Source organism: Streptomyces sp. NPDC048584 (assembly GCF_043199595.1).
GTDB classification, from domain to species: Bacteria; Actinomycetota; Actinomycetes; order Streptomycetales; family Streptomycetaceae; genus Streptomyces; species Streptomyces edwardsiae.
Genome location: NZ_JBICWF010000008.1, coordinates 166913 through 188252 on the forward strand (window position 1 = coordinate 166913; position 21340 = coordinate 188252).

At 69.6% G+C, this 21340-nt stretch carries 19 protein-coding genes and 1 tRNA gene; 4 read left to right on the forward strand and 16 right to left on the reverse strand.

Annotated elements, in window-relative coordinates:
• Window positions 1–9: 9 nt before the first annotated feature.
• A complete protein-coding gene (locus tag ACGFR9_RS19485) occupies window positions 10–1020 on the reverse strand; it encodes a carbohydrate ABC transporter permease (RefSeq protein WP_393210424.1) in 1011 nt (336 codons plus the stop codon).
• Window positions 1021–1025: 5 nt separating this feature from the next.
• Complete coding sequence (locus tag ACGFR9_RS19490) at window positions 1026–2384, reverse strand: ABC transporter substrate-binding protein (RefSeq protein ID WP_393209941.1); 1359 nt, start codon at window positions 2382–2384, stop codon at window positions 1026–1028.
• 342 nt (window positions 2385–2726) lie between these two features.
• Here ACGFR9_RS19490 and ACGFR9_RS19495 point away from each other — a divergent pair, with 342 nt between their 5' ends.
• Window positions 2727–3782: a LacI family DNA-binding transcriptional regulator gene (locus tag ACGFR9_RS19495; protein WP_393209944.1), complete on the forward strand. Its 1056-nt coding sequence runs from the start codon at window positions 2727–2729 to the stop codon at window positions 3780–3782.
• Between the two features lie 63 nt (window positions 3783–3845).
• Here the strand turns inward: ACGFR9_RS19495 and ACGFR9_RS19500 are convergent, their stop codons facing one another.
• Complete coding sequence (locus ACGFR9_RS19500) at window positions 3846–4727, reverse strand: NAD(P)-dependent oxidoreductase (RefSeq protein ID WP_393209947.1); 882 nt, start codon at window positions 4725–4727, stop codon at window positions 3846–3848.
• A 97-nt stretch (window positions 4728–4824) separates the two neighbouring features.
• On the opposite strand from ACGFR9_RS19500, the gene ACGFR9_RS19505 reads away from it, so the two are divergent.
• Window positions 4825–5190: a winged helix-turn-helix transcriptional regulator gene (locus ACGFR9_RS19505; protein ID WP_393209950.1), complete on the forward strand. Its 366-nt coding sequence runs from the start codon at window positions 4825–4827 to the stop codon at window positions 5188–5190.
• Between the two features lie 35 nt (window positions 5191–5225).
• Here the strand turns inward: ACGFR9_RS19505 and ACGFR9_RS19510 are convergent.
• From ACGFR9_RS19510 to ACGFR9_RS19520, 3 genes are all read right to left on the reverse strand, one after another.
• Window positions 5226–5298 (reverse strand) — tRNA-His (locus ACGFR9_RS19510).
• A gap of 119 nt (window positions 5299–5417) precedes the next feature.
• Complete coding sequence (gene orn, locus ACGFR9_RS19515) at window positions 5418–6020, reverse strand: oligoribonuclease (RefSeq protein ID WP_393209953.1); 603 nt, start codon at window positions 6018–6020, stop codon at window positions 5418–5420.
• 116 nt (window positions 6021–6136) lie between these two features.
• Window positions 6137–7354 (reverse strand): helix-turn-helix domain-containing protein, encoded by a 1218-nt coding sequence (locus tag ACGFR9_RS19520; protein ID WP_393209956.1) that lies wholly within the window; start codon window positions 7352–7354, stop codon window positions 6137–6139.
• Window positions 7355–8156: 802 nt separating this feature from the next.
• Here ACGFR9_RS19520 and ACGFR9_RS19525 point away from each other — a divergent pair.
• Window positions 8157–8684, forward strand: coding sequence for a universal stress protein (locus ACGFR9_RS19525; protein WP_393209959.1), 528 nt, complete (start codon window positions 8157–8159; stop codon window positions 8682–8684).
• Window positions 8685–8956: 272 nt separating this feature from the next.
• Here ACGFR9_RS19525 and glmS read toward each other — a convergent pair whose 3' ends face one another.
• The 5 genes from glmS to ACGFR9_RS19550 all read right to left on the reverse strand — a co-directional run bounded on the left by glmS (window position 8957) and on the right by ACGFR9_RS19550 (window position 14567).
• Window positions 8957–10774 carry a glutamine--fructose-6-phosphate transaminase (isomerizing) gene (gene glmS, locus ACGFR9_RS19530; RefSeq protein WP_393209962.1) on the reverse strand — a complete coding sequence of 606 codons (1818 nt, stop codon included), beginning with the start codon at window positions 10772–10774 and terminating at the stop codon, window positions 8957–8959.
• 12 nt (window positions 10775–10786) lie between these two features.
• Window positions 10787–11044, reverse strand: coding sequence for a hypothetical protein (locus ACGFR9_RS19535; protein WP_030217181.1), 258 nt, complete (start codon window positions 11042–11044; stop codon window positions 10787–10789).
• An 85-nt stretch (window positions 11045–11129) separates the two neighbouring features.
• A complete protein-coding gene (locus ACGFR9_RS19540; protein WP_393209965.1) occupies window positions 11130–12014 on the reverse strand; it encodes a DUF4429 domain-containing protein in 885 nt (294 codons plus the stop codon).
• 235 nt (window positions 12015–12249) lie between these two features.
• Window positions 12250–14022 (reverse strand): IucA/IucC family protein, encoded by a 1773-nt coding sequence (locus ACGFR9_RS19545; RefSeq protein WP_393209968.1) that lies wholly within the window; start codon window positions 14020–14022, stop codon window positions 12250–12252.
• Window positions 14019–14567: a GNAT family N-acetyltransferase gene (locus ACGFR9_RS19550; protein ID WP_393209971.1), complete on the reverse strand. Its 549-nt coding sequence runs from the start codon at window positions 14565–14567 to the stop codon at window positions 14019–14021. Before ACGFR9_RS19550 ends, ACGFR9_RS19545 begins: the two co-directional genes overlap by 4 nt.
• 182 nt (window positions 14568–14749) lie before the next feature.
• On the opposite strand from ACGFR9_RS19550, the gene ACGFR9_RS19555 reads away from it, so the two are divergent.
• Window positions 14750–15958: an RNA-guided endonuclease InsQ/TnpB family protein gene (locus tag ACGFR9_RS19555; protein WP_393209974.1), complete on the forward strand. Its 1209-nt coding sequence runs from the start codon at window positions 14750–14752 to the stop codon at window positions 15956–15958.
• Between the two features lie 13 nt (window positions 15959–15971).
• Here the strand turns inward: ACGFR9_RS19555 and ACGFR9_RS19560 are convergent, their stop codons facing one another.
• The 5 genes from ACGFR9_RS19560 to ACGFR9_RS19580 all read right to left on the reverse strand — a co-directional run bounded on the left by ACGFR9_RS19560 (window position 15972) and on the right by ACGFR9_RS19580 (window position 21340).
• A complete protein-coding gene (locus ACGFR9_RS19560; protein WP_311645269.1) occupies window positions 15972–17264 on the reverse strand; it encodes a lysine N(6)-hydroxylase/L-ornithine N(5)-oxygenase family protein in 1293 nt (430 codons plus the stop codon).
• The gene (desA, locus tag ACGFR9_RS19565; protein ID WP_393209978.1) at window positions 17248–18690 is read right to left on the reverse strand and encodes a lysine decarboxylase DesA; all 1443 of its coding nucleotides are present in this window, start codon (window positions 18688–18690) and stop codon (window positions 17248–17250) included. Before desA ends, ACGFR9_RS19560 begins: the two co-directional genes overlap by 17 nt.
• A gap of 153 nt (window positions 18691–18843) precedes the next feature.
• Window positions 18844–19890 (reverse strand): ABC transporter substrate-binding protein, encoded by a 1047-nt coding sequence (locus ACGFR9_RS19570; protein ID WP_393209980.1) that lies wholly within the window; start codon window positions 19888–19890, stop codon window positions 18844–18846.
• A gap of 203 nt (window positions 19891–20093) precedes the next feature.
• Window positions 20094–20852, reverse strand: coding sequence for a twin-arginine translocation signal domain-containing protein (locus ACGFR9_RS19575; RefSeq protein ID WP_393209982.1), 759 nt, complete (start codon window positions 20850–20852; stop codon window positions 20094–20096).
• Window positions 20849–21340: a hypothetical protein gene (locus ACGFR9_RS19580; protein WP_393209984.1), complete on the reverse strand. Its 492-nt coding sequence runs from the start codon at window positions 21338–21340 to the stop codon at window positions 20849–20851. The genes ACGFR9_RS19575 and ACGFR9_RS19580 overlap by 4 nt, the downstream gene beginning before the upstream one ends.

The following is a 21340-nucleotide window of genomic DNA, read 5'->3' on the forward strand; positions in this document are numbered from 1 at the left end:
CACAACTCCTTAACTGCTGGCGCGCAGCCGGCGCGAGATGACGTGGTTGATGATGCCGATGACGATCAGGATCGCGAACATCGTCCAGGCGATCGCCGAGGCACGGCCCAGATGCTGGTTCACCCAGCCCTGCTCGTACAGATACAGGCCGAGCGTCTGGAACTGGTGCTCCGCGCCGCCGGACGCCCCCTTGTTGGGGTCGAACAGCAGCGGCTCACCGAAGACCTGGCTGGCGCCGATCGTCGAGACGACCACCGTGAACAGGATCGTCGGACGCAGCGACGGCAGCGTCACATGCAGGAACTGCCGCCAGCGACTGGCGCCGTCCAGCGCCGCCGACTCGTACAGGTCCTGCGGGATCGCCTGCATCGCGGCCAGGTAGATCAGCGCGTTGTAGCCGGTCCAGCGCCAGATGATGATGCTGGAGACCGCGAACTGGCCGGGCCACTTGTCGTCCTGCCAGCCGATCGGGTCGATCCCGAAGATGTCGAGGACCCAGTTGATCATCCCGTAGTCGCGCCCGAAGAGCAGCACGAACACCAGGGTGGCGGCGGCGATCGAGGTGGCGTACGGGGCGAGCATCGCGACCCGCCAGAAGGTCGAGGCGCGCAGCTTGTAGTTGAGGATGTGGGCGATGCCCATCGCCATCATCAGCTGCGGGACCGTCGAGATGATGCCGATGGTCAGGGTGTTCTTCGCCGCGTTCCAGAAGAAGTCGTCGTCGAAGATCCGGGTGTAGTTCCTGAACCCGACCCAGTTCATGTCGGTCGGGGCGGTCAGCTCCACCTGGTGCAGCGAGGCCCAGCCGGTCCACAGCAGCGGAAACAGGCCGAAGGCGGCGAACAGCAGGAAGAACGGCGTGACGAACGCGTACGGGCTCCAGCGTGCGTCACGCTGCCAGCGGCGGGACAGCTTCGCCCGGCGCTTCGCCTCCTTGTCCGCGGCGGAGCCTCCGGGCGCACTGCCCGGGGCCGCGCCCCCCTTGACGGGGGACGCGGCGGTGTCGGAGCGGGTGGCCATTCGGGTCACTTGTCCAGGTTGTTGTCGATGGTCTTGGTGGCCGTCTCCCAGGCCTCCGCAGCCGACTTGCCCTTGGTGACCAGGATGACGCCGTTGTCCGTCAGACCCTGCTGGATGATCTGGTCCTTGGCGCCGATGACCTGGACCGGGATCTGCTTGGCGGCCTCGGAGAAGATCTCACCGATCGGCGAGTCGCCGGTCATCTCGTTCTTCGCGCCGGTCACCTCGGGGCTGTCGTACGCGGCCGGGGCGCTCGGGAAGCTGCCCTGCACCTTGAACAGCTTCGCCTGCTGCTCGGGCGCGGTCAGCCAGGCCACCAGCTTCTGCGCCTCCTCGACGTTCTTGCCGCTCTTCGGCACGCCGAGGAAGGAGCCGCCCCAGTTGCCGGACTTCGGCGCGACGGCCACGTCCCACTTGCCGGCGTCCTCCGGCTTCGCCTTGCCCTTGATGGTGCCGAGCATCCACGGCGGGCAGGCGACGGTGGCGAACTTGCTGTTGGCGATGGTCGTGTCCCAGGCCGGCTGGAACTGCGTCTGCGCCTGGACCAGGCCCTTCTTGGCGGCCTCGGCGGTCAGGTCGAAGGCGTCCTTGACGGCCGGGTTGGTCTTGTAGATGACCTCGCCGTCGGCGTCGTAGAACTTCTCCTTCTCACTGCTGAGGACGGCGTTGAGCAGGCCGCCGGGGGAGTCCATGAAGAAGGAGTCCTTGGCGGCACCCTTCTTGTACTTCTCACCGGCCGCGATGAACTTGTTCCAGTCACCGGCCCACAGCTTGCCGACCTCGGCGCGGTCGGTCGGCAGGCCGGCCTTCTCGAAGAGGTCCTTGCGGTAACAGATGGCCATCGGGCCGACATCCGTGCCGAGACCGATGGTCTGGCCGTCCTTGGCGGTGGCCTGCTCCCACTTCCAGGGCAGCCAGCCGTCCTTCTTCACACCCTCGACCTTGGACATGTCCGCGAACTTGTCCGCCTGGGTGCCGACGACCTCGGCGATGTTGGCGACCTCGATCGCCTGGACGTCCATCAGACCGCTGTTGGTGGTCAGGTGGTTGACGAGAGCCGGGTAGTAGTTCTCGTTCCGCTCGATCACGTTCTCGGCGATCTTGATGTCCGGGTTGAGCTTCTCGTACTCGGCGTAGAGGCCGGCCTCCTTGAAGCCCATGGTGCCGAAGAGCCCCAGGGTGATGGTGGTCTTGCCCTCACCACCGCCCGACGAGGAGTCGGAGTCGTCTCCACCGTCGTCGGCACAGCCGGCCAGCAGCCCGGTGCCCAGCGACACCACGGCCGCGATGGCCAGTGCCTTACGGGCGATGGGCTTCCCCCCGCCCGACCGCTGACGGGAGAGGGGGAGGGTACGTGCTCGCATTGCGTCCTCCTGTTGCCCTGACGTGCCGACCCCCCGGACAACGGCTTTGTTGGACCCGTATCTTGCGCGTTGCGGCTCGGGCGGGGAACGTGCGGGTTGTGTATGTGTCAGGTACTGTGGGAGCGCTCCCACAAGTGATGTGTTGAAGAGTCGCGGGTCCGGGCGAGGGTGTCAAGGGAACAGACGCGGCAAAGTGCCTTCAGTTATCGGGCTGTTAACTGGACGGCCGGGACCCGCTCCCGGAAGCCCGCGGTCCGCCGGAGGCCTCCCGGCGGTCGCCGCCGTCACCGACGGGGCTGTTACATTCCAGGCCAGCGTGACATACGACGGAAGGCGGAGCCGATGGCAAGCCACGGAGCGCGGGGCCGCGGCGGCGGCCGTCCCACCCTCGAAGAGGTGGCCGCCCGCGCCGGCGTGGGCCGAGGCACGGTCTCCCGCGTGATCAACGGCTCCCCCAGGGTGAGTGACGCCACACGCGCCGCGGTGGAGGCGGCGGTCGCCGAACTCGGTTACGTCCCGAACACGGCCGCCCGCGCGCTGGCCGCCAACCGTACCGACGCCATAGCCCTCGTCGTGCCCGAGCCGGAGACCCGCTTCTTCGCCGAGCCGTACTTCTCCGACATGCTCCGGGGCGTCGGGGCGGCGCTCTCCGACACCGAGATGCAGCTGCTGCTGATCTTCGCGGGCAGCGACCGGGAGCGGCAGCGGCTCGCCGAGTACCTCGCCGCGCACCGGGTGGACGGCGTCCTGCTGGTCTCCGTGCACGCCGACGACCCGCTGCCCGAACTGCTGTCCCAGCTGGAGATCCCGGCCGTGATCAGCGGCCCCCGCTCGGCCGCCGAGACGCTCGCCTCCGTGGACTCCGACAACTACGGCGGCGCCCGCCAGGCCGTCGAGCACCTCCTCGGCCGGGGCCGGCGCACCATCGCCCACATCACCGGCCGCCTCGACGTGTACGGCGCCCAGCGGCGCATCGACGGCTACCGCGACGCCCTGCGCGAGGCGGGCCACGCGGCCGACGACCTGCTGATCGAGGCGGGCGACTTCTCCGAGGACGGCGGCCGCCGCGCGATGGCGGCCCTCCTGGAGCGCCGCCCCGACCTGGACGCCGTCTTCGCCGCCTCGGACGTCACCGCGGCCGGCGCCCGGTACGCCCTGCGCGAGGCGGGCCGCCGCATCCCCGACGACGTGGCCCTGGTCGGCTACGACGACTCCGCGATCGCCCGCCACATGGACCCGCCGCTGACCAGCGTGCGCCAGCCCATAGAGGAGATGGGCCGCGCGATGATCGACCTCCTCCTCGCCGAGGTCGCCGACCGCCGCCCCACGGCCACCCGCGAACTGGAGCGCCGCCAGATGGTTCTGGCGACCGAACTGGTGGGCCGCGCCTCGTCGTGACCCCCGCGGCGAGTCGGCGGGACCGTCACGGGTCATGAAGAAACCCTGGTGTGAGAGTGCTGGTCAGTGGGTCAGCAGGTCGATCACGCCCGTCAGGTCCTCCTCGCCGTCGCCCTCGGCCAGGCGGCGCCGCATCAGCTCGAAGTACGGGGTGAGCAGTTCCGGGCTGACACCCTGCTGCTCGGCGGTGTTCAGGAAGGTCGGTGTGCCTGCCACCTGCATGGAGAGGCGGGAGACGACGTCCTTGGTGTAGTCGCCGCTGCGCAGCTGATCGGCGGTCCGGTGAACCGCTGGGGCCATCGCGACGAGCCAGTCGGCGAGCAGCGGGGCGAACGCCGCGGGGTCGATGTCCTCCGTGCGGATCAGGGCGAAGGCATGCGCCGCCCCGGCGAACATCCCGTACATGGCGCTGAGCAGGGCCACGTCGTGCAGGGCCGCGAAGCCCGGGTCCTCGCCGACGTAGGTGGTGCCGGCCGGGACGGCCAGGGTCTCCTGGTACCGCTCGAACAGCTCGTGCGAGCCGCTGTAGAAGACGTAGCCGCCGGACTCCGGGACGCCGATCATCGGAGGGACGGCCATGATCCCGCCGTCCAGGTGGCGGGCCCCGCGCTCGCTGACCCACCGGGCGCGGGCCCGGGCCTCGGCGGGGGTACCGGTGGTGAGGTCGACCACGTCCCGGCCGGCCAGGTCGGTGCCGGCCAGCGTCTCGGTGACCGAGGCGTCGTCCAGGAGGCAGATGACGACCAGGCTGTTGGCCGCGACGGCCGCGGCGGCGGTGTCCGCGACGCGTGCACCCTCGTCGGCGAGCGCCGCGGCGCGGTCCGGGGTGCGGTTCCAGACGGTGAGCGGGTGGCCGGCGGCAAGCCAGGCGCGGGCCAGCGCGGTGCCCATCGCGCCGAGGCCCAGCAGGGTGACGGGGGTCTTCTCAACAAGGTTCTGTGTCATGGCGATTAGGCTGGTCGCAGGCCCAGGAGTGATCAAGTACGCACTTGGGAGTGGGTGGTTACCCCGGGGTGAGCGAGCACGTCGGAAGGGGTGGGGCATGACGACGCTGAACCGGCCGGGCGCACCGGGCGGACACGTCTGCGGGATCGACACCGCGATGGAGGTGATCGGCGGCAAGTGGAAGGTGCTCATTCTCTGGGCGCTGCACGAGCAGCCCTGCCGTCGGTTCGGCGAACTTCGCCGGCTGCTTCCGGGCATCACCGAGAAGGTGCTCGCTTCTCATCTGCGTGAGCTGGAGGGGGACGGCGTGGTGCGCCGCGTCTCCTACGACGAGGTGCCGCCCCGGGTGGAGTACTCGCTGACCGAGAGCGGCATGCGCCTCAACGACGCCCTCGAGCCGCTGGCCGCCTGGGGCCGCGAGCGGGCGCCGGGCGGGGACGGAGAGAACGAGAGAGGCCGGTGACCTTGTCTTCCAAGGTCACCGGCCTCTTCGAGGAGGGTGAGTGACGGGACTCGAACCCGCGGCATCCTGGACCACAACCAGGTGCTCTACCAGCTGAGCTACACCCACCATGGCCTTGTCGGTGGGAGTCTGTGACTTCTCCGACCGGCCGAGAAAAAGTGTACAGGGTCCGAAGGGGTGCTCGCGCCCGGCTTTGGGGGGCACCCTCCGGTGACCCCCCGATCCGCCTACTGAGCAGGCAGAACGTGCTTCGCGGCGATCTTCTTCGCGGTCTCCGAGTCGGGGCCCGGCTGCGGTACGAAGACGGCCTCGCGGTAGTAGCGCAGCTCCGCGATCGACTCGCGGATGTCGGCGAGCGCGCGGTGGTTGCCGTTCTTCTCCGGGCTGTTGAAGTACGCCCTCGGGTACCAGCGGCGGGCCAGCTCCTTGACGCTGGACACGTCCACGATGCGGTAGTGGAGATAGCTCTCCAGGGTCGGCATGTCCCGCAGCAGGAAGCCGCGGTCGGTGCCGACGGAGTTGCCGCACAGGGGGGCCTTGCCGGGCTCCTTGACGTGCTCGCGCACATAGTCGAGGACCTGCCGCTCGGCCTCCTCGAGCGTCGTGCCGCCTTCCAGCTCGGCGAGCAGCCCGGACGCGGTGTGCATCTCGCGCACCACCTCCGGCATCGTCTCCAGGGCCCGGTCCGGCGGGCGGACGACGATGTCCACACCCTCGCCGAGCACGTTCAGCTCGGAGTCGGTGACGAGGGCGGCCACTTCGATGAGCGCGTCGTCCGACAGCGAGAGGCCGGTCATCTCGCAGTCGATCCACACCATGCGATCGTTCATGTGTCTCACCATAAGGGGCGCCGGCCCCGCGGTGACGTGCCGGTGTTCGTGTGAACGTCACAGGGGCTGTCGCCCGCCGGGCCGGAGACCACGTGGTCTCCGGCCCGGCGTTCAGCTCACGGTGCGCTGCGCTGGCTCGGCAGGGCCGAGGCCGTCAGGGACGGGCCCAGGGAGCCGGCCGCCGCCGTGCGGCGGGACTGGTGCGGGAGCGGGCTGTCCGGATGCAGGGCGGGCGGCACCTGGTGTCCCGGGTGGCCCGGACCCGCCGGCCCGAGCGCGCCCGGCGCGCCCTCGGTGTCCTGGTTCCGGTCCGCCTGCGGGCGCCGCGCGCGGTACGCGGCCCGGTAGGCGGCCGGGGACGAACCCAGCTGGCGCCGGAAGTGACCGCGCAGCGCGACCGGCGAGCGGAACCCGCAGCGGCCGGCCACCTCGTCCACCGAGTAGTCCGACGTCTCCAGCAGGCGCTGCGCCTGCAGCACCCGCTGGGTGATCAGCCACTGCAGCGGCGCGCTGCCGGTCAGCGAGCGGAACCGGCGGTCGAACGTACGCCTGCTCATGTACGCGCGTGCCGCCAGTGTCTCCACGTCGAACTGCTCGTGGAGGTGCTCCAGCGCCCAGGCGACGACCTCGGCGAGCGGGTCGGCGCCGATCTCCTCCGGTAAAGACCTGTCCAGGTAGCGTTCCTGGCCTCCGCTGCGCCGTGGCGGCACCACCAGCCGGCGGGCCAGCGCACCGGCCGCCTCGTTGCCGTGGTCCGTGCGCACGATGTGCAGACACAGATCGATTCCGGCCGCGGTGCCCGCGGACGTCAGCACGTCGCCGTCGTCCACGAACAGCTCCCGTGGATCGACGTGCACCGACGGATAGCGTTTCGCCAGCGTCGGCGCGTACATCCAGTGTGTGGTCGCGGGACGGCCGTCCAGCAGGCCCGCCGCCGCGAGGACGAAGGCGCCGGTGCACAGCCCTACTATGCGGGCGCCCTCCTCATGGGCCCGGCGCAGTGCCTCCAGTGCCTCCTCCGGCGGTGGCGAGGTGATCGAACGCCAGGCCGGCACGACTACGGTGCCCGCCCGGGATATCGCCTCCAGGCCATGTGGCGCGGTGAGTTCCAGGCCTCCCGTGGTCCGCAGCGGGCCCTCTTCGCCCCCGCAGACGAGCAGGCGGTAGCGCGGTACGCCGGCGTCCTGGCGGTCAACCCCGAACACCGACAGCGGTATGGAACTCTCGAAGATGGGGCCGCCGCTGAACAGCAGCACCGCGACGATCTCCTTGCGGCGGCGCCCGGAGAGTTTCCGGGCCGTCGTCTCCGGCGCGGCAGTGGAGTCGTGGCTCATACTGCTAAGCCCCCCTCGGTGGTCGCGGCGCCCTCTACCCTTACCTTTCGGGTCTGTCGCTCCTGCACGTTTCCCCTCGGTCCTGCACGAGTCCCCCGCCGTAAGACATCAAGATCGAATCTACTGCGTCCCGTCGCGCGCCGGTGGCCGGTTCGGCACCCGGCGCATTGTCGACTTGGCAACTTGGCGTGAAGCATTCGATCACGAAGCGTTGCACTCGTGGGCCGTGCGGGGAAGTGCGCCTTGTCGCGGTGGCCAATCCACGTAGGGCGCGCGGGGCCCCATGGACCCTTTTCGCGCAGGTCGAACGGGGGTTGGAGGGTGCTCGTGGCGGCAGATGCACACCGGCCAGAAGTTGGCTGAAAAGATACGGGCGAGGGCATGGAAACCGGTCAGTTGACCGGTGCGCCCGCGCCCCCGGGGCGCCGGGCCCGTCACGCTCCGGTTCCGGGCCGGTGGTCAAGCCGTTCGCGCCGGCCCCGCAAGGGGTCCCATGCCCCGTACGGCGTTCCGTATGGCCTGTGACGTGGGTCATGGGGTGTGTGGTGCGGGCGGTCCGGAACGGGTTCACTCTCGTCGTCAAGCGAATTCTGCGCAAACCGCCTGTACAGGGCAGCAACCATTGCGTGGCGGGCGGCCCCTCGGGCATGCTCCGGGGAACCCGCGTGCCGGTTGCGCGGGATCTGGGCGAAGGAGGCGTGCCGCCGTACCCTTGGGGGTATGGGGTTGGGAAGATAATTCCCGGACACCGCTCCGCCGCACACTGTCGTCCCCCACAAAGGATCGCAACCCCGAGACAGCCATGGCCGGTCACGAATTCTTCGAACCCGCGGACCGCAAGCGGTCGGTCGCCGATCCCACGGCGTCCGAACCCCTGGCGGCGGAGGAACCACGCCATCCCTGCGACCCGGCGTTCCTGCACGGAGTGGTCGTCGGCTTCGACGGCTCCACGTCGAGCGAACGGGCCCTCGCCTACGCCATCGGCATGGCGCGGCGCTTCGGGTCGGGGCTGATCATCGTCCACGTCGCCAATCGGTTGCCGACCACCGTGTGGGCGGGGTGCGAGCCGCCGGTGTTCGTCGACGTTCCGGACCACCGGACCGAGGTGCTCGGGCTCGAACTCGCCTGCGCGGACTATCTGGCGGAGGTGCCGTGGATTCTCGTCGAGCGGGGCGGGGACATCTGCCATGAGCTCGAGGAGGTGGGGCGGGAGTATGCCGCCGATGCGATTGTCGTGGGTTCCACCCACGGGCTCGTGGGGCGGCTTTTCGGGTCTGTCGCGGGGCGGTTGGCCAAGCGGGCGCAGCGGCCGGTGGTGGTGATCCCGTAAGTCCGGTGCGGACCCCTTGTGTTGCGTGGCAACGGGTGGGGCCCGTACCCGTTCTTCGGCCCGTGCGGCCCGGTGGGGGCTGGTCGCGCAGTTCCCCGCGCCCCTGAAAGCGCGGTGTTGTCCCCGGTGTTGGGGTGGTCGCGCGGTTCCCCGCGTCCCTGAAAGCGCGGTGCTGTCCCCGGTGTTGGGATGGTCGCGCAGTTCCCCGCGTCTCTTGGAAGCAGGGTGTTGGGCTGTTGCGGGGTCGCATCACCATGCGACCCCGCTTCCTTCTACTCCACCGTTACCGACTTGGCCAGGTTACGGGGCTTGTCGATGTCCCTGCCGAGGGCCAGAGCCGTGTGGTAGGCGAGGAGTTGGAGGGGGATGCCCATGAGGATGGGGTCCAGCTCGTCCTCGTTCTTGGGGACCAGGAGGGTGTGGTCGGCCTTCTCCTGGAGCTGGTGGGCCACCGCGAGGATCTGGCCGCTGCGGGCCTTGATCTCCTCCATGGCCGCGCGGTTCTTCTCCAGCAGGTCGTCGTCGGGGACGATCGCGACCGTGGGGAGGGCCGGCTCGATGAGCGCCAGCGGGCCGTGCTTCAGCTCGGACGCGGGGTAGGCCTCGGCGTGGATGTACGAGACCTCCTTGAGCTTCAGGGAGGCCTCACGGGCCACCGGGTAGCCCCGGACACGGCCGATGAAGAGCATCGAGCGGGCCTCGGCGTACCGCAGGGCCAGCTCCTTGATCTCCTCCTCCTGCTTCATGATCTCGGCGATCTGGCCGGGAAGCCGGCGCAGACCCTCGATGATCCGCTTGCCGTCGCGCACCGACAGGTCGCGCGTGCGGCCCAGGTGCAGGGCGAGCAGGGCGAAGGCGACGGTCGTGTTGGTGAAGCACTTGGTGGACACCACGCACACCTCGGGACCGGCGTGCACATACACGCCGCCGTCCGCCTCGCGGGCGATCGCGGAGCCGACGACGTTCACCACGCCCAGCACCCGCGCACCCTTGCGCTTCAGCTCCTGCACGGCCGCCAGCACGTCGTACGTCTCACCGGACTGCGAGACCGCGACGTACAGCGTGTCCGGGTCCACGACCGCGTTGCGGTAACGGAACTCGGAGGCCGGCTCGGCGTCGGCGGGAATCCGCGCCAGCTCCTCGATCATCTGCGCGCCGATCATGCCGGCGTGGTACGAGGTGCCGCAGCCGAGGATCTTCACCCGGCGGATCCGGCGCGCCTCACGCGCGTCCAGGTTGAGGCCGCCCAGGTGCACGGTGGAGAAACGGTCGTCGATCCGGCCGCGCAGCACCCGGTCCACGGCCTCGGCCTGCTCGTGGATCTCCTTGTGCATGTACGTGTCGTGGCCGCCCATGTCGTAGGACGCCGCCTCCCACTCCACGGTGGTCGGCTCGGAGGTCGTACGGGTGCCCTCGGTGGTGTACGTGCGGAAGTCGTCGGCCTTCAGCGTCGCCATCTCGCCGTCGTCCAGCGTGACGATCTGACGGGTGTGGGCGACCAGCGCGGCGATGTCCGAGGCGACGAACATCTCCCTCTCGCCGATGCCGAGCACGACCGGCGAGCCGTTGCGGGCCACCACTATGCGGTCCGGGAAGTCGGCGTGCAGCACGGCGATGCCGTACGTGCCCTCGATCAGGCGCACCGTCTCGCGGACCTTGTCCTCCAGCTTCTCGGCCGTCGAGCGGGCGATCAGATGGGTGAGGACCTCGGTGTCGGTCTCGGAGAGGAAGACGACACCGTCCGCCTCCAGCTTGCGGCGCAGGTCGGAGGCGTTGTCGATGATGCCGTTGTGGACGACGGCGACCTTGCCCTCGGCGTCCAGGTGCGGGTGGGCGTTGACGTCGGACGGGGCGCCGTGGGTGGCCCAGCGGGTGTGGGCGATGCCGGTCGTGCCCTTGAAACGCGCCGGGACCTTCGCCTCCAGATCACGCACCCGGCCCTTGGCCTTGACCATCTTCAGGCCGGCCGCCTTCGGGGACGTGACGGCGATGCCCGCCGAGTCGTAGCCGCGGTACTCCAGCCGCTGCAGGCCCTCGAGCAGCAGGGGAGCGACCTCGCGCCTGCCGATGTATCCGACGATTCCGCACATATACGTAGGTTCCTAGCCGTAGACGATGCGGCGGAGCTGCCGGAGCGAGAGCTCGGGCGGCGCCACCGCTCGGTATCTGAGGTCCGCCTCGATCCGTTCGAAGATCGTCGCGTTCACCAGGCCCTGGGCCTGGAGCTCGCGATGGCGGCGACGGACGTACTCCTCGGTCGTCTCGTCGAAGTAGGCCAGCACGTCCTGGACCACGCGCAGCGCCTCGCCCCGGCTGAGGGGCGTGGACCGCGTCAGATGATCAACAAGTTCGTCGTGCACCCGATGATCCTGAGGTACCGGCAGCAGATGCGCAAGAATCGTGCCCGATATCGGGCAGGCTGACCGCCCGACTGTCCGGGTGCGGTCACATACGCTTCAGAATCGCCTGTTTGGCGAGGGTGAACTCCTCGTCGGTGAGCACGCCGGACCGGTGCAGTTCCCCCAGCTCCCGCAGCCGGCGGAGCAGGGCGTCGTGACCGTCCTCGGCGGGGGAGAGGGCCGGCTGCGGGGCAGCCTCCCCCTCACGCGACGCGCCGTCGGCGAAGGGCGCGGCCGGGTGCGGGAGCCGGGCCTGCACGGCGGCGGCGACCAGCACCATCAGAGGGTCCTTCTTGAAGCCCCACAGTTCCACCGAGTTGGGGTCGTACTTGGCCGGGGCCTTGGTGGGGGCGTGCCGCACATGGAAGCGGAGGTGTCCGTTCTCCAGGCCGGACGCGGGCTGCCACTCCACGGCGGTCAGGTCCGTCACCGCGAGCGTGCGGGTGCCGGCGGCGGCCTTGGCGTCCTCCGTCTTCCAGTTCCACTCCAGCCGGACGCGCTCGCCGTCGAAGCTCACCGTGCCGTCCCCGGCGGAGACGGACAGCGGCACGGACGGGCCGGGCAGCAGGTACTCGGTGACCGGGTCGGAGGGGACCTGGTCCAGCAGCAGGGCGGTGCGAACCTCCTCGGTGACGTACTCGGCGACGCCGTAGCGATCGGATTCGACGATCAGCTGGTAGGGGTCGTGCGGCTCGGTGAGCCGGCCGGCGGCGGCGTGGAGGAGGGGGTCGGCGCCGTCGCGTATGCGCAGGCGCAGGCGGCCGGACCTCTTTCCCTGTTCCAGGGAGATGCGGGATATCGCCGCGAGCGGCACGGTTGTCTCACCAAGGGTGCTGCGGAGGAGGCTGACGTTCTTGTCCCGGCCGGGGGTGAGTCGGAGGGTGTCGCCGTCGAAGGTCCAGGTGCCGTCCTTCTGGATGATTTCCGCCATGGGGTGGATTGTTTCATTGGATCCTGCGGGCCGGTGGGGGCTTGTCGCGCAGTTCCCCGCGCCCCTTAGGAGCAGGATGCTGTCCTGCTGTTGGGGTGGTCGCGCCCGCGCGGCGGAGCCGCGGAGTGGTACTGCCCCGCGCCCCTTGAAGGCAGGGCGCTGCCCTGACGTCGGTCTGCGAAGGAGACGGGCGCCCCGGGGGACCGTACTTCGGGGGCGCCCGTCGGTTGTTGGGTCAGAACCCCGCGATCGGGTTCTTCAGGTTGCCCACCAGCTGGAGCGCGCCCGACGGGTCCGTCAGGTCGACCATCTGCCTGTTGTCGCGGAGCTGGAGGCGGTTGAGGCAGGACAGGGCGAACTCCGGGGTGAACATGTCGTAGCGGGCGAACTTGTCCGACAGTTCGGGGACCGATGTCTGGTACTCGCGGGTGGTCTCCGCGACCGTACGCCAGAAGTCGTCCTCCGGCAGGGTGCCCTCCTCTGTCAGGTTCGCCGCGAGGAAGCGGAAGAAGCAGTCGAAGACGTCCGTGAAGATGGACAGGAGCCTCGTGTCGTCCGGGACCTCCACCCGTATGCGGGACACCTCCGGCGGCAGTACCGCGTCCGGGTCCATCACCGCGATCTCCTCGGCGATGTCCTTGTAGACGGCCCGCCGCACCACCCCGTCCTGCAGGACGAGGATCACGTTCTCGCCGTGCGGCATGTACACCAGGTCATAGGCGTAGAAGCTGTGCAGCAGCGGGACGTAGTACGCCCGCAGGTAGTGCCGCAGCCACTCGGCCGGAGCCAGCCCCGAGCGTTCGATCAGCGCGGACGCGAAGGACTTCCCCTCGTGGTCGACATGGACGAGCGACGCCATGGTGGCGAGCGACTCGCCGTCCTTCAGGGACGGCACCGGGCTCTCCCGCCACAGCGCGGCCAGCATCTTCCGGTACGGCGAGTAGCGGTCCGTGGCCTGCTCGTACTCCAGGTGCCGGTAGCCCACGGCGGCCCGCTCGCGGATGATCGACAGCCCGGTGGCCCGCAGCACCGGATCGCTGTCGATGAGCCGGGCCAGCCAGTCGTTGATGGCCGGGGTGGCCTCCATGTAGGCGGCGGACAGTCCGCGCATGAAGCCCATGTTGAGGACGGACAGGGCCGTCTTCACATAGTGCTTCTCGGGGTGAGAGGTGTTGAAGAAGGTACGGATGGACTGCTGGGCCAGGTACTCGTCGTCGCCCTCGCCCAGGCAGACCAGGTGCCCGCGCGCCACCTCGGCGGCGAAGGTGACGGACAGCTTGTTCCACCACTGCCAGGGGTGGACGGGGATGAGGAGGTAGTCCTCGGGGGCGAGGTCCTGGTCGCGCAGGACGCCGTGGAAGCCCTCGACGGTCTCCTCGCCCAGCTCCTGCCGGATGAACGACTCGTACGCGATCCCCGCCCCCGCCGTGAACGCGGCCCGTGAGCGGTGCGCGGCCAGCCACACCAGCCGGACCGGGTTCGCGGTCTCCGGCGCGTACGACAGGTAGTCGTGGACGCCGAAGCCGAGCCGCCCGTTGTTGGCGACGAAGCAGGGGTGGCCCTCGGTCATCCCGGTCTCGATGGCCTGGAAGCCCGCGTCGACCAGCTCGGCGACCGGGACCTGCGGCTTGTTGAGCTTGTAGCAGGTGCCGGAGAGGGTGGACGAGATCTCCTCCAGGTACACCGGCAGGATCTCCTCGCTCAGGCCCAGCGACTTCTGCAGCTCGATGAAGAAGTCGAGTGCCGCGAGCGGGAGTTCGGCGTCTTCACGGTGACGGGTGATCGAGTCGGCGTCGATCCCCCAATGGTCCAGCGCGCGGACCGTCGCCGTGAAGGCGTACCGGGTCAGACCGTCGTCGCTGCGGACGACGTACCGGCCGTCACCGGTGGCTTCCGGCGTGATGAGCCGCTCGTGCGCGAACTCGGCGAGTGCCTTGCGGATCAGCAGGCGGTTGGCCCGCGCCCAGTGGTGGGGGGACAGATGCGCCACGGCGTCGGACAGGGTCATACGGCTACTCCTCGGGCGGCCACGAACTGCTCGCGCGTGCAGAAGCTCAGCAGCGCGCGCTTCTCCGGCTTGTCGATCTCACGTACGGGTGCGAAGCCCACGGCCTCGTTCAGCGCGTGCACGGCCTTGTTGGTCACGTCCGGCTCGACCACGACCCGCCGGGTGTCCGGGTCGGCGAACAGCGCCTCCATCACGGCGGTGATGACGGCGCGGGTGAAGCCGTGGAGCGGCCGGTCGGTCGGCGCGACCAGGAAGTGCATGCCGACATCGCCGGGCTCGGGGTCGTACAGGCCGACGAGTTCGACGTACCGGGGGTCGTACTTCTCCATCAGGAAGGACGGTTCGCCGTCGTGCAGGCCGAGGTAGGCGTGGTGGTGCTCGTGGGCGGCGATCCGCATGTACTCGCGCTCGACGTCCTGGAGCCTGGCGTCCTGCATCATCCAGAACGCCGCCTTGGGGTCGGTGACCCAGCGGTGCAGCAGCTCGGCGTCCTGCAGCGGGTCCAGGGGGCGGTTGGTAAACGTACCGATGCTCGTACTGCTCATCGGGTCCTTCCTTCGTGGATACCCCGTCCTTCGGGGCGGGGCGGGGGTACCTCCCGCTTGCGGGGGAGAAACGAAGCTCCTGCGGAGCAGGGCAGGAAGAGCCGGTTCGCCGCCAGGGCGGGCCGGTGCCCACCGCCCACTGCCCGATGTGTTCTCACACAGAAGCTGATAGAATGTGAGACATGACGCGGCAGGTCAAGCGGGCGTTCAAGTACCGCTTCCATCCCACGGACGAGCAGGCAGCGGAGCTGTCTCGCACGTTCGGCTGCGTCCGCCTCGTGTACAACAAGGCGCTGGAAGAGCGCACACGGGCCTGGTACGGCGAGCAGCGCCGCGTCTCCTACGTGCAGTCCTCCGCCGCGCTGACGGAGTGGAAGAAGACCGGGGAACTCGCCTTCCTGACAAAGGTGTCCTCCGTCCCGCTCCAGCAGGCGCTGCGCCACCTCCAGACAGCGTTCGGGAACTTCTTCGCCAAGCGTGCGAAGTACCCCCGCTACAAGAGCCGGAAGAAGTCCCGCGCGTCGGCCGAGTACACCCGCAGCGCCTTCAAGTGGCGCGACGGGCAGCTGACTCTGGCGAAGATGGCGGAGCCCTTGGACATCCGCTGGTCGCGTCCCCTTCCCGAGGGGACGGAGCCGACCACGGCGACGGTGTCCCGCGACGCGGCGGGCCGCTGGTTCGTGTCCCTGCTGTGCGAGGACACCATCACCGAGGCACCCGCCACCACGAACGCGGTCGGCCTGGACGCCGGGGTCACCTCCCTGGTGACCCTTTCCACCGGGGAGAAGATCGCCAACCCCAGCCACGAGCGGCGTGACCGCGCCTGCCTGGCCCGCGCGCAGCGGGAGCTGGCGCGCAAGGCGAAGGGCTCGGCGAACCGGGAGAAGGCCCGGCTCCGTGTCGCCAAGGTCCACGCGCGGATCGCCGACCGGCGCCGCGACTTCCTGCACAAGCTGTCGACTCGGCTCGTCCGTGAGAACCAAACGGTCGTGATCGAGGACCTCCCCGTCCGCAAGCTGCTGAAGAACGGCAGGCTCGCCCGCGCCATCAGTGACGCGTCGTGGACGGAACTGCGCTCCATGCTGGAGTACAAGTGCGCCTGGTACGGGCGCGACCTCGTCGTGATCGACCAATGGTTCCCCAGCTCCAAGCTGTGCGGGGCCTGCGGCACGGTCGCGGCGAAGCTGCCGCTGAACGTCCGCGAGTGGACGTGCGACTGCGGCGCCGTGCATGACCGCGACGTGAACGCGGCACGCAACATCCTGGCCGCCGGGCTGGCGGCCTCCGCCTGTGGAGACGGTGTAAGACCTCAACGGGAGTCCTCCCGGACGGGGCGGTCGTCGGCGAAGCAGGAACCCCAGCGGGCGACCGCTGGAACCCCCCGCCTTTAGGCGGGGGAGGAAGTCAAACGGCGAACTCCTGGAACGCGATGGTCTTCTCGACCGGGTAGTACTCGGTGCCGAGCAGCTCGCGGATGATGGTCGCGTTCCGGTACGGGCCCATGCCCAGGTCGGGGCTGGTGACGCTGTGCGTGTGCACGCCCGCGTTCTGCAGGAAGACCCCCCGGCCGGTGACGTCGACGGCGTAGTTGCGGGCGATGTCGAAGCGGCCGTGGCCGTCGAAGCGGAGCCGGTCGCGGACCGGTTCGAGGAAGGCCGGCGGCTCGTAGTGATAGCCGGTGGCCAGGACCAGGCCCTCGGTGCGGATCTCGAAGTCCTTGTCCTGCTCGTCCTGGTGGAAGCCGAGCAGGTAGCCGCCGTCCTCGTGACGGGCGCTCGTCAGCGAGGAGTTGCTGAGCAGCCGGGTGGGCACTCCGCGGTCGCCGCTCTCCACGTTCTTCTGGTACAGCAGGTCGAAGATCGCGTCGATGAGCTCCGAGTTGATGCCCTTGAACAGGCCCTTCTGCTGCTTCTCCAGCCGGTAGCGGGTCTCCTCCGGCAGGGCGCGGAAGTAGTCGATGTAGTCCGGGGACGTCATCTCCAGGGTCAGCTTGGTGTACTCCAGCGGGAAGAACCGCGGGGAGCGGGTGACCCAGTTGAGCCGGTAGCCGTGGACGTCGATCCCGGAGAGGAGCTCGTAGTAGATCTCGGCGGCGCTCTGCCCGCTGCCGACGATCGTGATGGACTCCTTGTCCAGCAGCTCGGCCTTGCGCCGCGTGTACTGCGCGTTGTGGAACAGGCCGCCGTCCAGCCCCCGGCACGGCTCCGGGACGTAGGGCACGGTGCCGGTGCCGAGCACCAGATGCCGGGCGCGGTACGTCTCCCCGGCCGCCGTCGCCACGGTGTACAGCCCGTCGCCCTCGTCGTAGGTCACCTCGGTGACCGTCGTGCCGAAGCGGACGCTGCTCAGCTTGCCGGCGGCCCAGCGGCAGTAGTCGTCGTACTCGACGCGCAGCGGGTAGAAGTTCTCCCGTATGTAGAACGAGTACAGCCTCCCCTTCTCCTTCAGGTAGTTGAGGAAGGAGTACGGGGACGTCGGGTCGGCCAGGGTGACCAGGTCCGACATGAACGGGGTCTGCAGATGGGCGCCGTCGAGGAACATCCCGGCGTGCCACTCGAAGTCGGGCTTGGACTCCAGGAAGACGCCGTCGAGTTCACCGATGGGCTCGGTGAGGCAGGCGAGGCCGAGGTTGAAGGGGCCCAGTCCGATGCCCACGAAGTCGTGGGCGGCGTTCGTGGCGTCAGGAAGCGCGGTCAAGGGACTCTCCCAGGTACTGCTCGGCGTGGCCGGCGATCAGATCGAGGACGGCGGTGATGTCGCGCGTCGTGGTCTCGGGGTTCAGCAGGGTGAACTTCAGGTAGTGGCGCCCGCCCACTTTGGTGCCGGCCACCACCGCGTCACCGGAGGCGAACAGCGCTTTGCGGGCGTAGAGATTGGCCCGGTCGATCCTGGCGGGGTCGGTGACGGCGGCCGGGATGTAGCGGAAGACCAGCGTGGACAGGCTCGGTTCGACCACCACGTCGAAGCGGGGGTCGGCGGCGAGCAGCCGCCAGCCCTCGGCGGCCAGTTCGCACACCTCGTCGAAGAGCTGTCCGATGCCGTCGGCGCCCATCACCCGCAGGGTCATCCACAGCTTCAGCGCGTCGAAACGGCGGGTGGTCTGCAGGGACTTGTCCACCTGGTTGGGGATGCGCTCCTCCACCATCCGGCGCGGGTTGAGGTACTCCGCGTGGTAGGTGGCGTGCCGCAGCGTGGCCGCGTCGCGGACCAGGACGGCCGAGGAACTCACCGGCTGGAAGAAGGACTTGTGGTAGTCGACCGTCACGGAGTCGGCGCGTTCGATGCCGTCGATGCGGTCCCGGTGCTTCAGCGAGGCGAGCAGGCCGCAGCCGTAGGCGGCGTCCACGTGCATCCAGGTGCCGTAGCGCGCGCACAGCTCGGCGATCCCGGGCAGCGGGTCGATGGAGCCGAAGTCGGTGGTGCCGGCGGTGGCGACGACGGCCATCGGGACGAGACCCTGCTCGGCGCAGCGCTCCAGTTCACGGGCGAGGGCGACGGTCTGCATCCGCTTGTCGTGGTCGACGGGTATGGACACGACGGCGTCCGGTCCGAGGCCGAGCAGTTTCGCGGACTTCTGCACGCTGAAGTGGCCGGCCTCGGAGGCGAGGACGCGCAGCTTCCCGAGATCCTCGGTCTTGGACTCCTCGCGGGCCAGGAGCAGCGCCTGGAGGTTGGACTGGGAGCCGCCGGAGGTGAACACGCCGTCGGCGGCCGGTCCGAGGCCGATACGGGCCGCCGTCCAGTCGATGAGTCTCCGCTCGATGAGGGTGCCGCCCGCGGACTGGTCCCAGGTGTCCAGGGAGGAGTTGACGGCACAGAGCACGGCCTCACCGAGCAGGGCCGGGATGACGACCGGGCAGTTGAGGTGGGCGAGGTAGCGCGGGTGGTGGAAGTAGACGGCGTCCCGGAGGTAGACGTCCTCCAGCTCGTCCAGTGCGGCGGTGGTGTCGTACAGCGGCCGGTCGAGGTCGATGCCGTCGATGCGCGGGGAGAGCGCGTCGACGGTGGCTCCGGTGAACGGCCGTTCGGCGGTGGCGATTCGGGCCGCCACCCGCTCGACTCCCAGGGTCACGGAGCTGCGGTAGTGCTCCGCGGTGGTGTCGTTGAGCAGGTGCGAGCGCATGTGGGGGTCCTCCGGTGGGGACGATCCGGTGCGGAAAGCCGACGGCGTGTTACTTAGGTAAGCCTAACCTAAGTAACACGCCGTGAATCAAGCCCCTCCCGTGACCGTGATCACTCCTGCCTCAGAAGCGGTCGGGGCCGGGGGAGTTCGGGGTCAGCCGACCTTCTTGGCCTTCTCGATGGCCTCCGCCAGGTTGTCGAGCAGAGGCGTGCACTTGTCGTACGACAGGATCGGCTCCGGCGAACGGGCGATGACCTGGCCGGCCTTGACCGCCGGCAGCTTCTTCCAGGTCGCCTCGGTGACGTCGGCGGGCTGGATGGTCGAGGCGCGGTCGTCCATGATGATGACGTCGGCCGGGTACTTGTCGACGTTCTCCCAGCTCAGCGTCTCGAACCAGCCGCCGGTGTCCTTCTTCGCCTCCTCCGGGGGCTCCACGAGGTTCACGCCGAGGGCCTTGAAGTACTCCAGGTCGACGGAGTAGTTGGAGCCGGAGACGTAGAAGACGTCCTGCGCGGCGGAACCGGCCAGCACCCGGATCTCCGGGCGGGCCCTGGCGGCCTTGCGCAGCCGCTCGGCGGCGGCCTCGAACCTCTTCTTCGCCTCGACGACCTTCGTGGCCTTCATGTCGGCGCCCAGCGACTCGGCCAGCTCGGCCATGCGCTGCAGCGGCTTCGGCAGCTGACGGTCGTAGACGGAGACGGCCACGCTCGGGGCCAGCTTGGCGATCTTGTCCGCCGAGGCCAGCGGGACGTACCAGAGCGACCCGGCGTCGTCGAACGTCGTGCTGATGAGCACCTCGGGCCGGAAGGCCGCGTACTGCTCGACGTTGAAGCTGTCGAACTTGTTGCCGAAGATCGTCAGCTTGCTGACGTCCATGTCACCGGCCTGGACGTCGGCTTTGCCGTCCGTCGTCCTGGTCGGGCCGAAGACACCCTTCACCTCGATGCCGTAGTCGAACAGCGCGGCGGCGACACCGGTGAACGCGACGATGTTCGTGGGCACCTTGTCGAGCTTCACCGTGGTGCCGCGGTCGTCCTCGAAGGACCAGGGGCCGGACTTCGCGGGAGCCGTCCCCTTGTCCGCGCCGCCGTCCTTCGCGTCGCCGTCCCCGCAGGCCGCGAGTACGGCGCCGAGGCCGAGCGCTCCGCCCGCGGCCAGGATGCCGCGTCGGGTGAGGTGGGTGGCACGGGCATGGGACATGGCTACGCTGCTTTCGAACGGGGCGGATCACTCGCCGGACAATTCGAAGGTAGGTTAGCCTAACCTCAATGGATGTTCAGGTGTGGGGCCGCTCACAGCCGGAGACGTGAGCTGTGCGGGTCGTTCCGCCACGGCATGACGCGGGGCCCAACTCCCCTGCAGGCAAAAGAGTTGGGCCCCGCGTCAGGGTCGTGCGCCAGCCCCTACGCGGCCGCCCGCTGCTTGCGGGCCAGGGACTTGGCGGCGCTACGGCGCTTGTCGGACCGGACGTCCACCGGGCCGCCGGCGCCCTTCCCCGGCACCTTCTCCCAGCCGCGCAGCTTGCCGGCCACCTCGGCCAGCAGCGGGCTGCCCGGCTTCACGGCGAGGTAGAACAGCGACTCGTCGGGCGTCCTGTCGTCCCCGCCCCAGCGGACGACGCCCTCGAGCTCGGCGAGGATGTCGCGGATCACCAGCTGCTGGGGGGCGAAGAAGCCGCCCTTGACGCCGCTCGGGTAGTGGCCGGGCCGGATCTGGACCGCGGTCCCGGACGCCTGGTTGGCCTCCGGCAGTGGGCGACGCACCGTGTCCGGGCTGCGCCAGCCGACCACGTCCCCCCTGCGGAGCTCGTCCACCTCGTAGTGGAACCGGCGGACGACATGGACCAGCACGGTCTCCACATCGCCGATCCGTACGGCGACACCCTCGACGGGCGTACCGGGCACCGGGCGCGTCCACACGGCCCCGCCCTGGTCGGCGGCCAGCTCCATCTCCCAGCCGTTCGGGCCCTGTTTCCCGGAGCGGGTGCGCTCGCGGCGGGCCAGGGCGCGGCGGGCCGCCTCCCTGACGTGCTTCGGCTCGGCATACCGGCCGGCCGCGTAGGCGGGAGAGGCGAGGTATTCGGAGAAGGGCAGCGTGGCCGCTGCCGCGGCACCCGCGATCACTGCGGTCCGGGTGAGGAAGGTACGGCGGGAGGTTGTCATGTACGCCTTGTCTCTCTCTTGAAGTCCCGGGTGGCCCGGCGTTCGGATTCCAGCAGGCTGAAGCCGCCCATCGCGACGGCCGTGAAGGCGAGAGCGCCCGCCGCGGGATTGAGGTAGCCGGGCACGCCCGTCGAATAGGTGGTGCCGCTCCTGACGTGGCAACCGAGACCGAGCGGGATGTACGTGGGCCGGTAGGAGTCGATCTCCATGACGTGCGCCGGTCCCACCGCCTCCTTGCACGCGAGGTCCCGCCTCGTCTCGTCCAGTGTCAGCAGGTGCAGGGCACCCCATACGTACAGGCACGCCGCGCCGGCGCCCGCGAGCGTGGCGCACGAGCGCAGCACCACCAGCGGGCCCGCGCGCCGGACACCGTGGCGGGCGAGCGTCGTACAGCCGTGGACCGCCAGAGCGGCGGCCACCGCCACACCGACGAGGAGGACGAGAAGCAGGACCAGCGGATTGTGCCCCGCGTACGGATCGGTTTCCAC

What these genes read in the sequence shown, in the direction of transcription:
- ACGFR9_RS19495 (WP_393209944.1), top strand. Translation starts at nt 2,727, where the DNA reads ATGGCAAGCCACGGAGCGCGGGGCCGCGGCGGCGGCCGTCCCACCCTC.
- ACGFR9_RS19570 (WP_393209980.1), bottom strand. Translation starts at nt 19,890, where the DNA reads ATGTCCCATGCCCGTGCCACCCACCTCACCCGACGCGGCATCCTGGCC.
- ACGFR9_RS19540 (WP_393209965.1), bottom strand. Translation starts at nt 12,014, where the DNA reads ATGGCGGAAATCATCCAGAAGGACGGCACCTGGACCTTCGACGGCGAC.
- ACGFR9_RS19525 (WP_393209959.1), top strand. Translation starts at nt 8,157, where the DNA reads ATGGCCGGTCACGAATTCTTCGAACCCGCGGACCGCAAGCGGTCGGTC.
- ACGFR9_RS19575 (WP_393209982.1), bottom strand. Translation starts at nt 20,852, where the DNA reads ATGACAACCTCCCGCCGTACCTTCCTCACCCGGACCGCAGTGATCGCG.
- ACGFR9_RS19500 (WP_393209947.1), bottom strand. Translation starts at nt 4,727, where the DNA reads ATGACACAGAACCTTGTTGAGAAGACCCCCGTCACCCTGCTGGGCCTC.
- orn (WP_393209953.1), bottom strand. Translation starts at nt 6,020, where the DNA reads ATGAACGATCGCATGGTGTGGATCGACTGCGAGATGACCGGCCTCTCG.
- ACGFR9_RS19485 (WP_393210424.1), bottom strand. Translation starts at nt 1,020, where the DNA reads ATGGCCACCCGCTCCGACACCGCCGCGTCCCCCGTCAAGGGGGGCGCG.
- glmS (WP_393209962.1), bottom strand. Translation starts at nt 10,774, where the DNA reads ATGTGCGGAATCGTCGGATACATCGGCAGGCGCGAGGTCGCTCCCCTG.
- desA (WP_393209978.1), bottom strand. Translation starts at nt 18,690, where the DNA reads ATGCGCTCGCACCTGCTCAACGACACCACCGCGGAGCACTACCGCAGC.
- ACGFR9_RS19550 (WP_393209971.1), bottom strand. Translation starts at nt 14,567, where the DNA reads ATGAGCAGTACGAGCATCGGTACGTTTACCAACCGCCCCCTGGACCCG.
- ACGFR9_RS19505 (WP_393209950.1), top strand. Translation starts at nt 4,825, where the DNA reads ATGACGACGCTGAACCGGCCGGGCGCACCGGGCGGACACGTCTGCGGG.
- ACGFR9_RS19555 (WP_393209974.1), top strand. Translation starts at nt 14,750, where the DNA reads ATGACGCGGCAGGTCAAGCGGGCGTTCAAGTACCGCTTCCATCCCACG.
- ACGFR9_RS19490 (WP_393209941.1), bottom strand. Translation starts at nt 2,384, where the DNA reads ATGCGAGCACGTACCCTCCCCCTCTCCCGTCAGCGGTCGGGCGGGGGG.
- ACGFR9_RS19545 (WP_393209968.1), bottom strand. Translation starts at nt 14,022, where the DNA reads ATGACCCTGTCCGACGCCGTGGCGCATCTGTCCCCCCACCACTGGGCG.
- ACGFR9_RS19520 (WP_393209956.1), bottom strand. Translation starts at nt 7,354, where the DNA reads ATGAGCCACGACTCCACTGCCGCGCCGGAGACGACGGCCCGGAAACTC.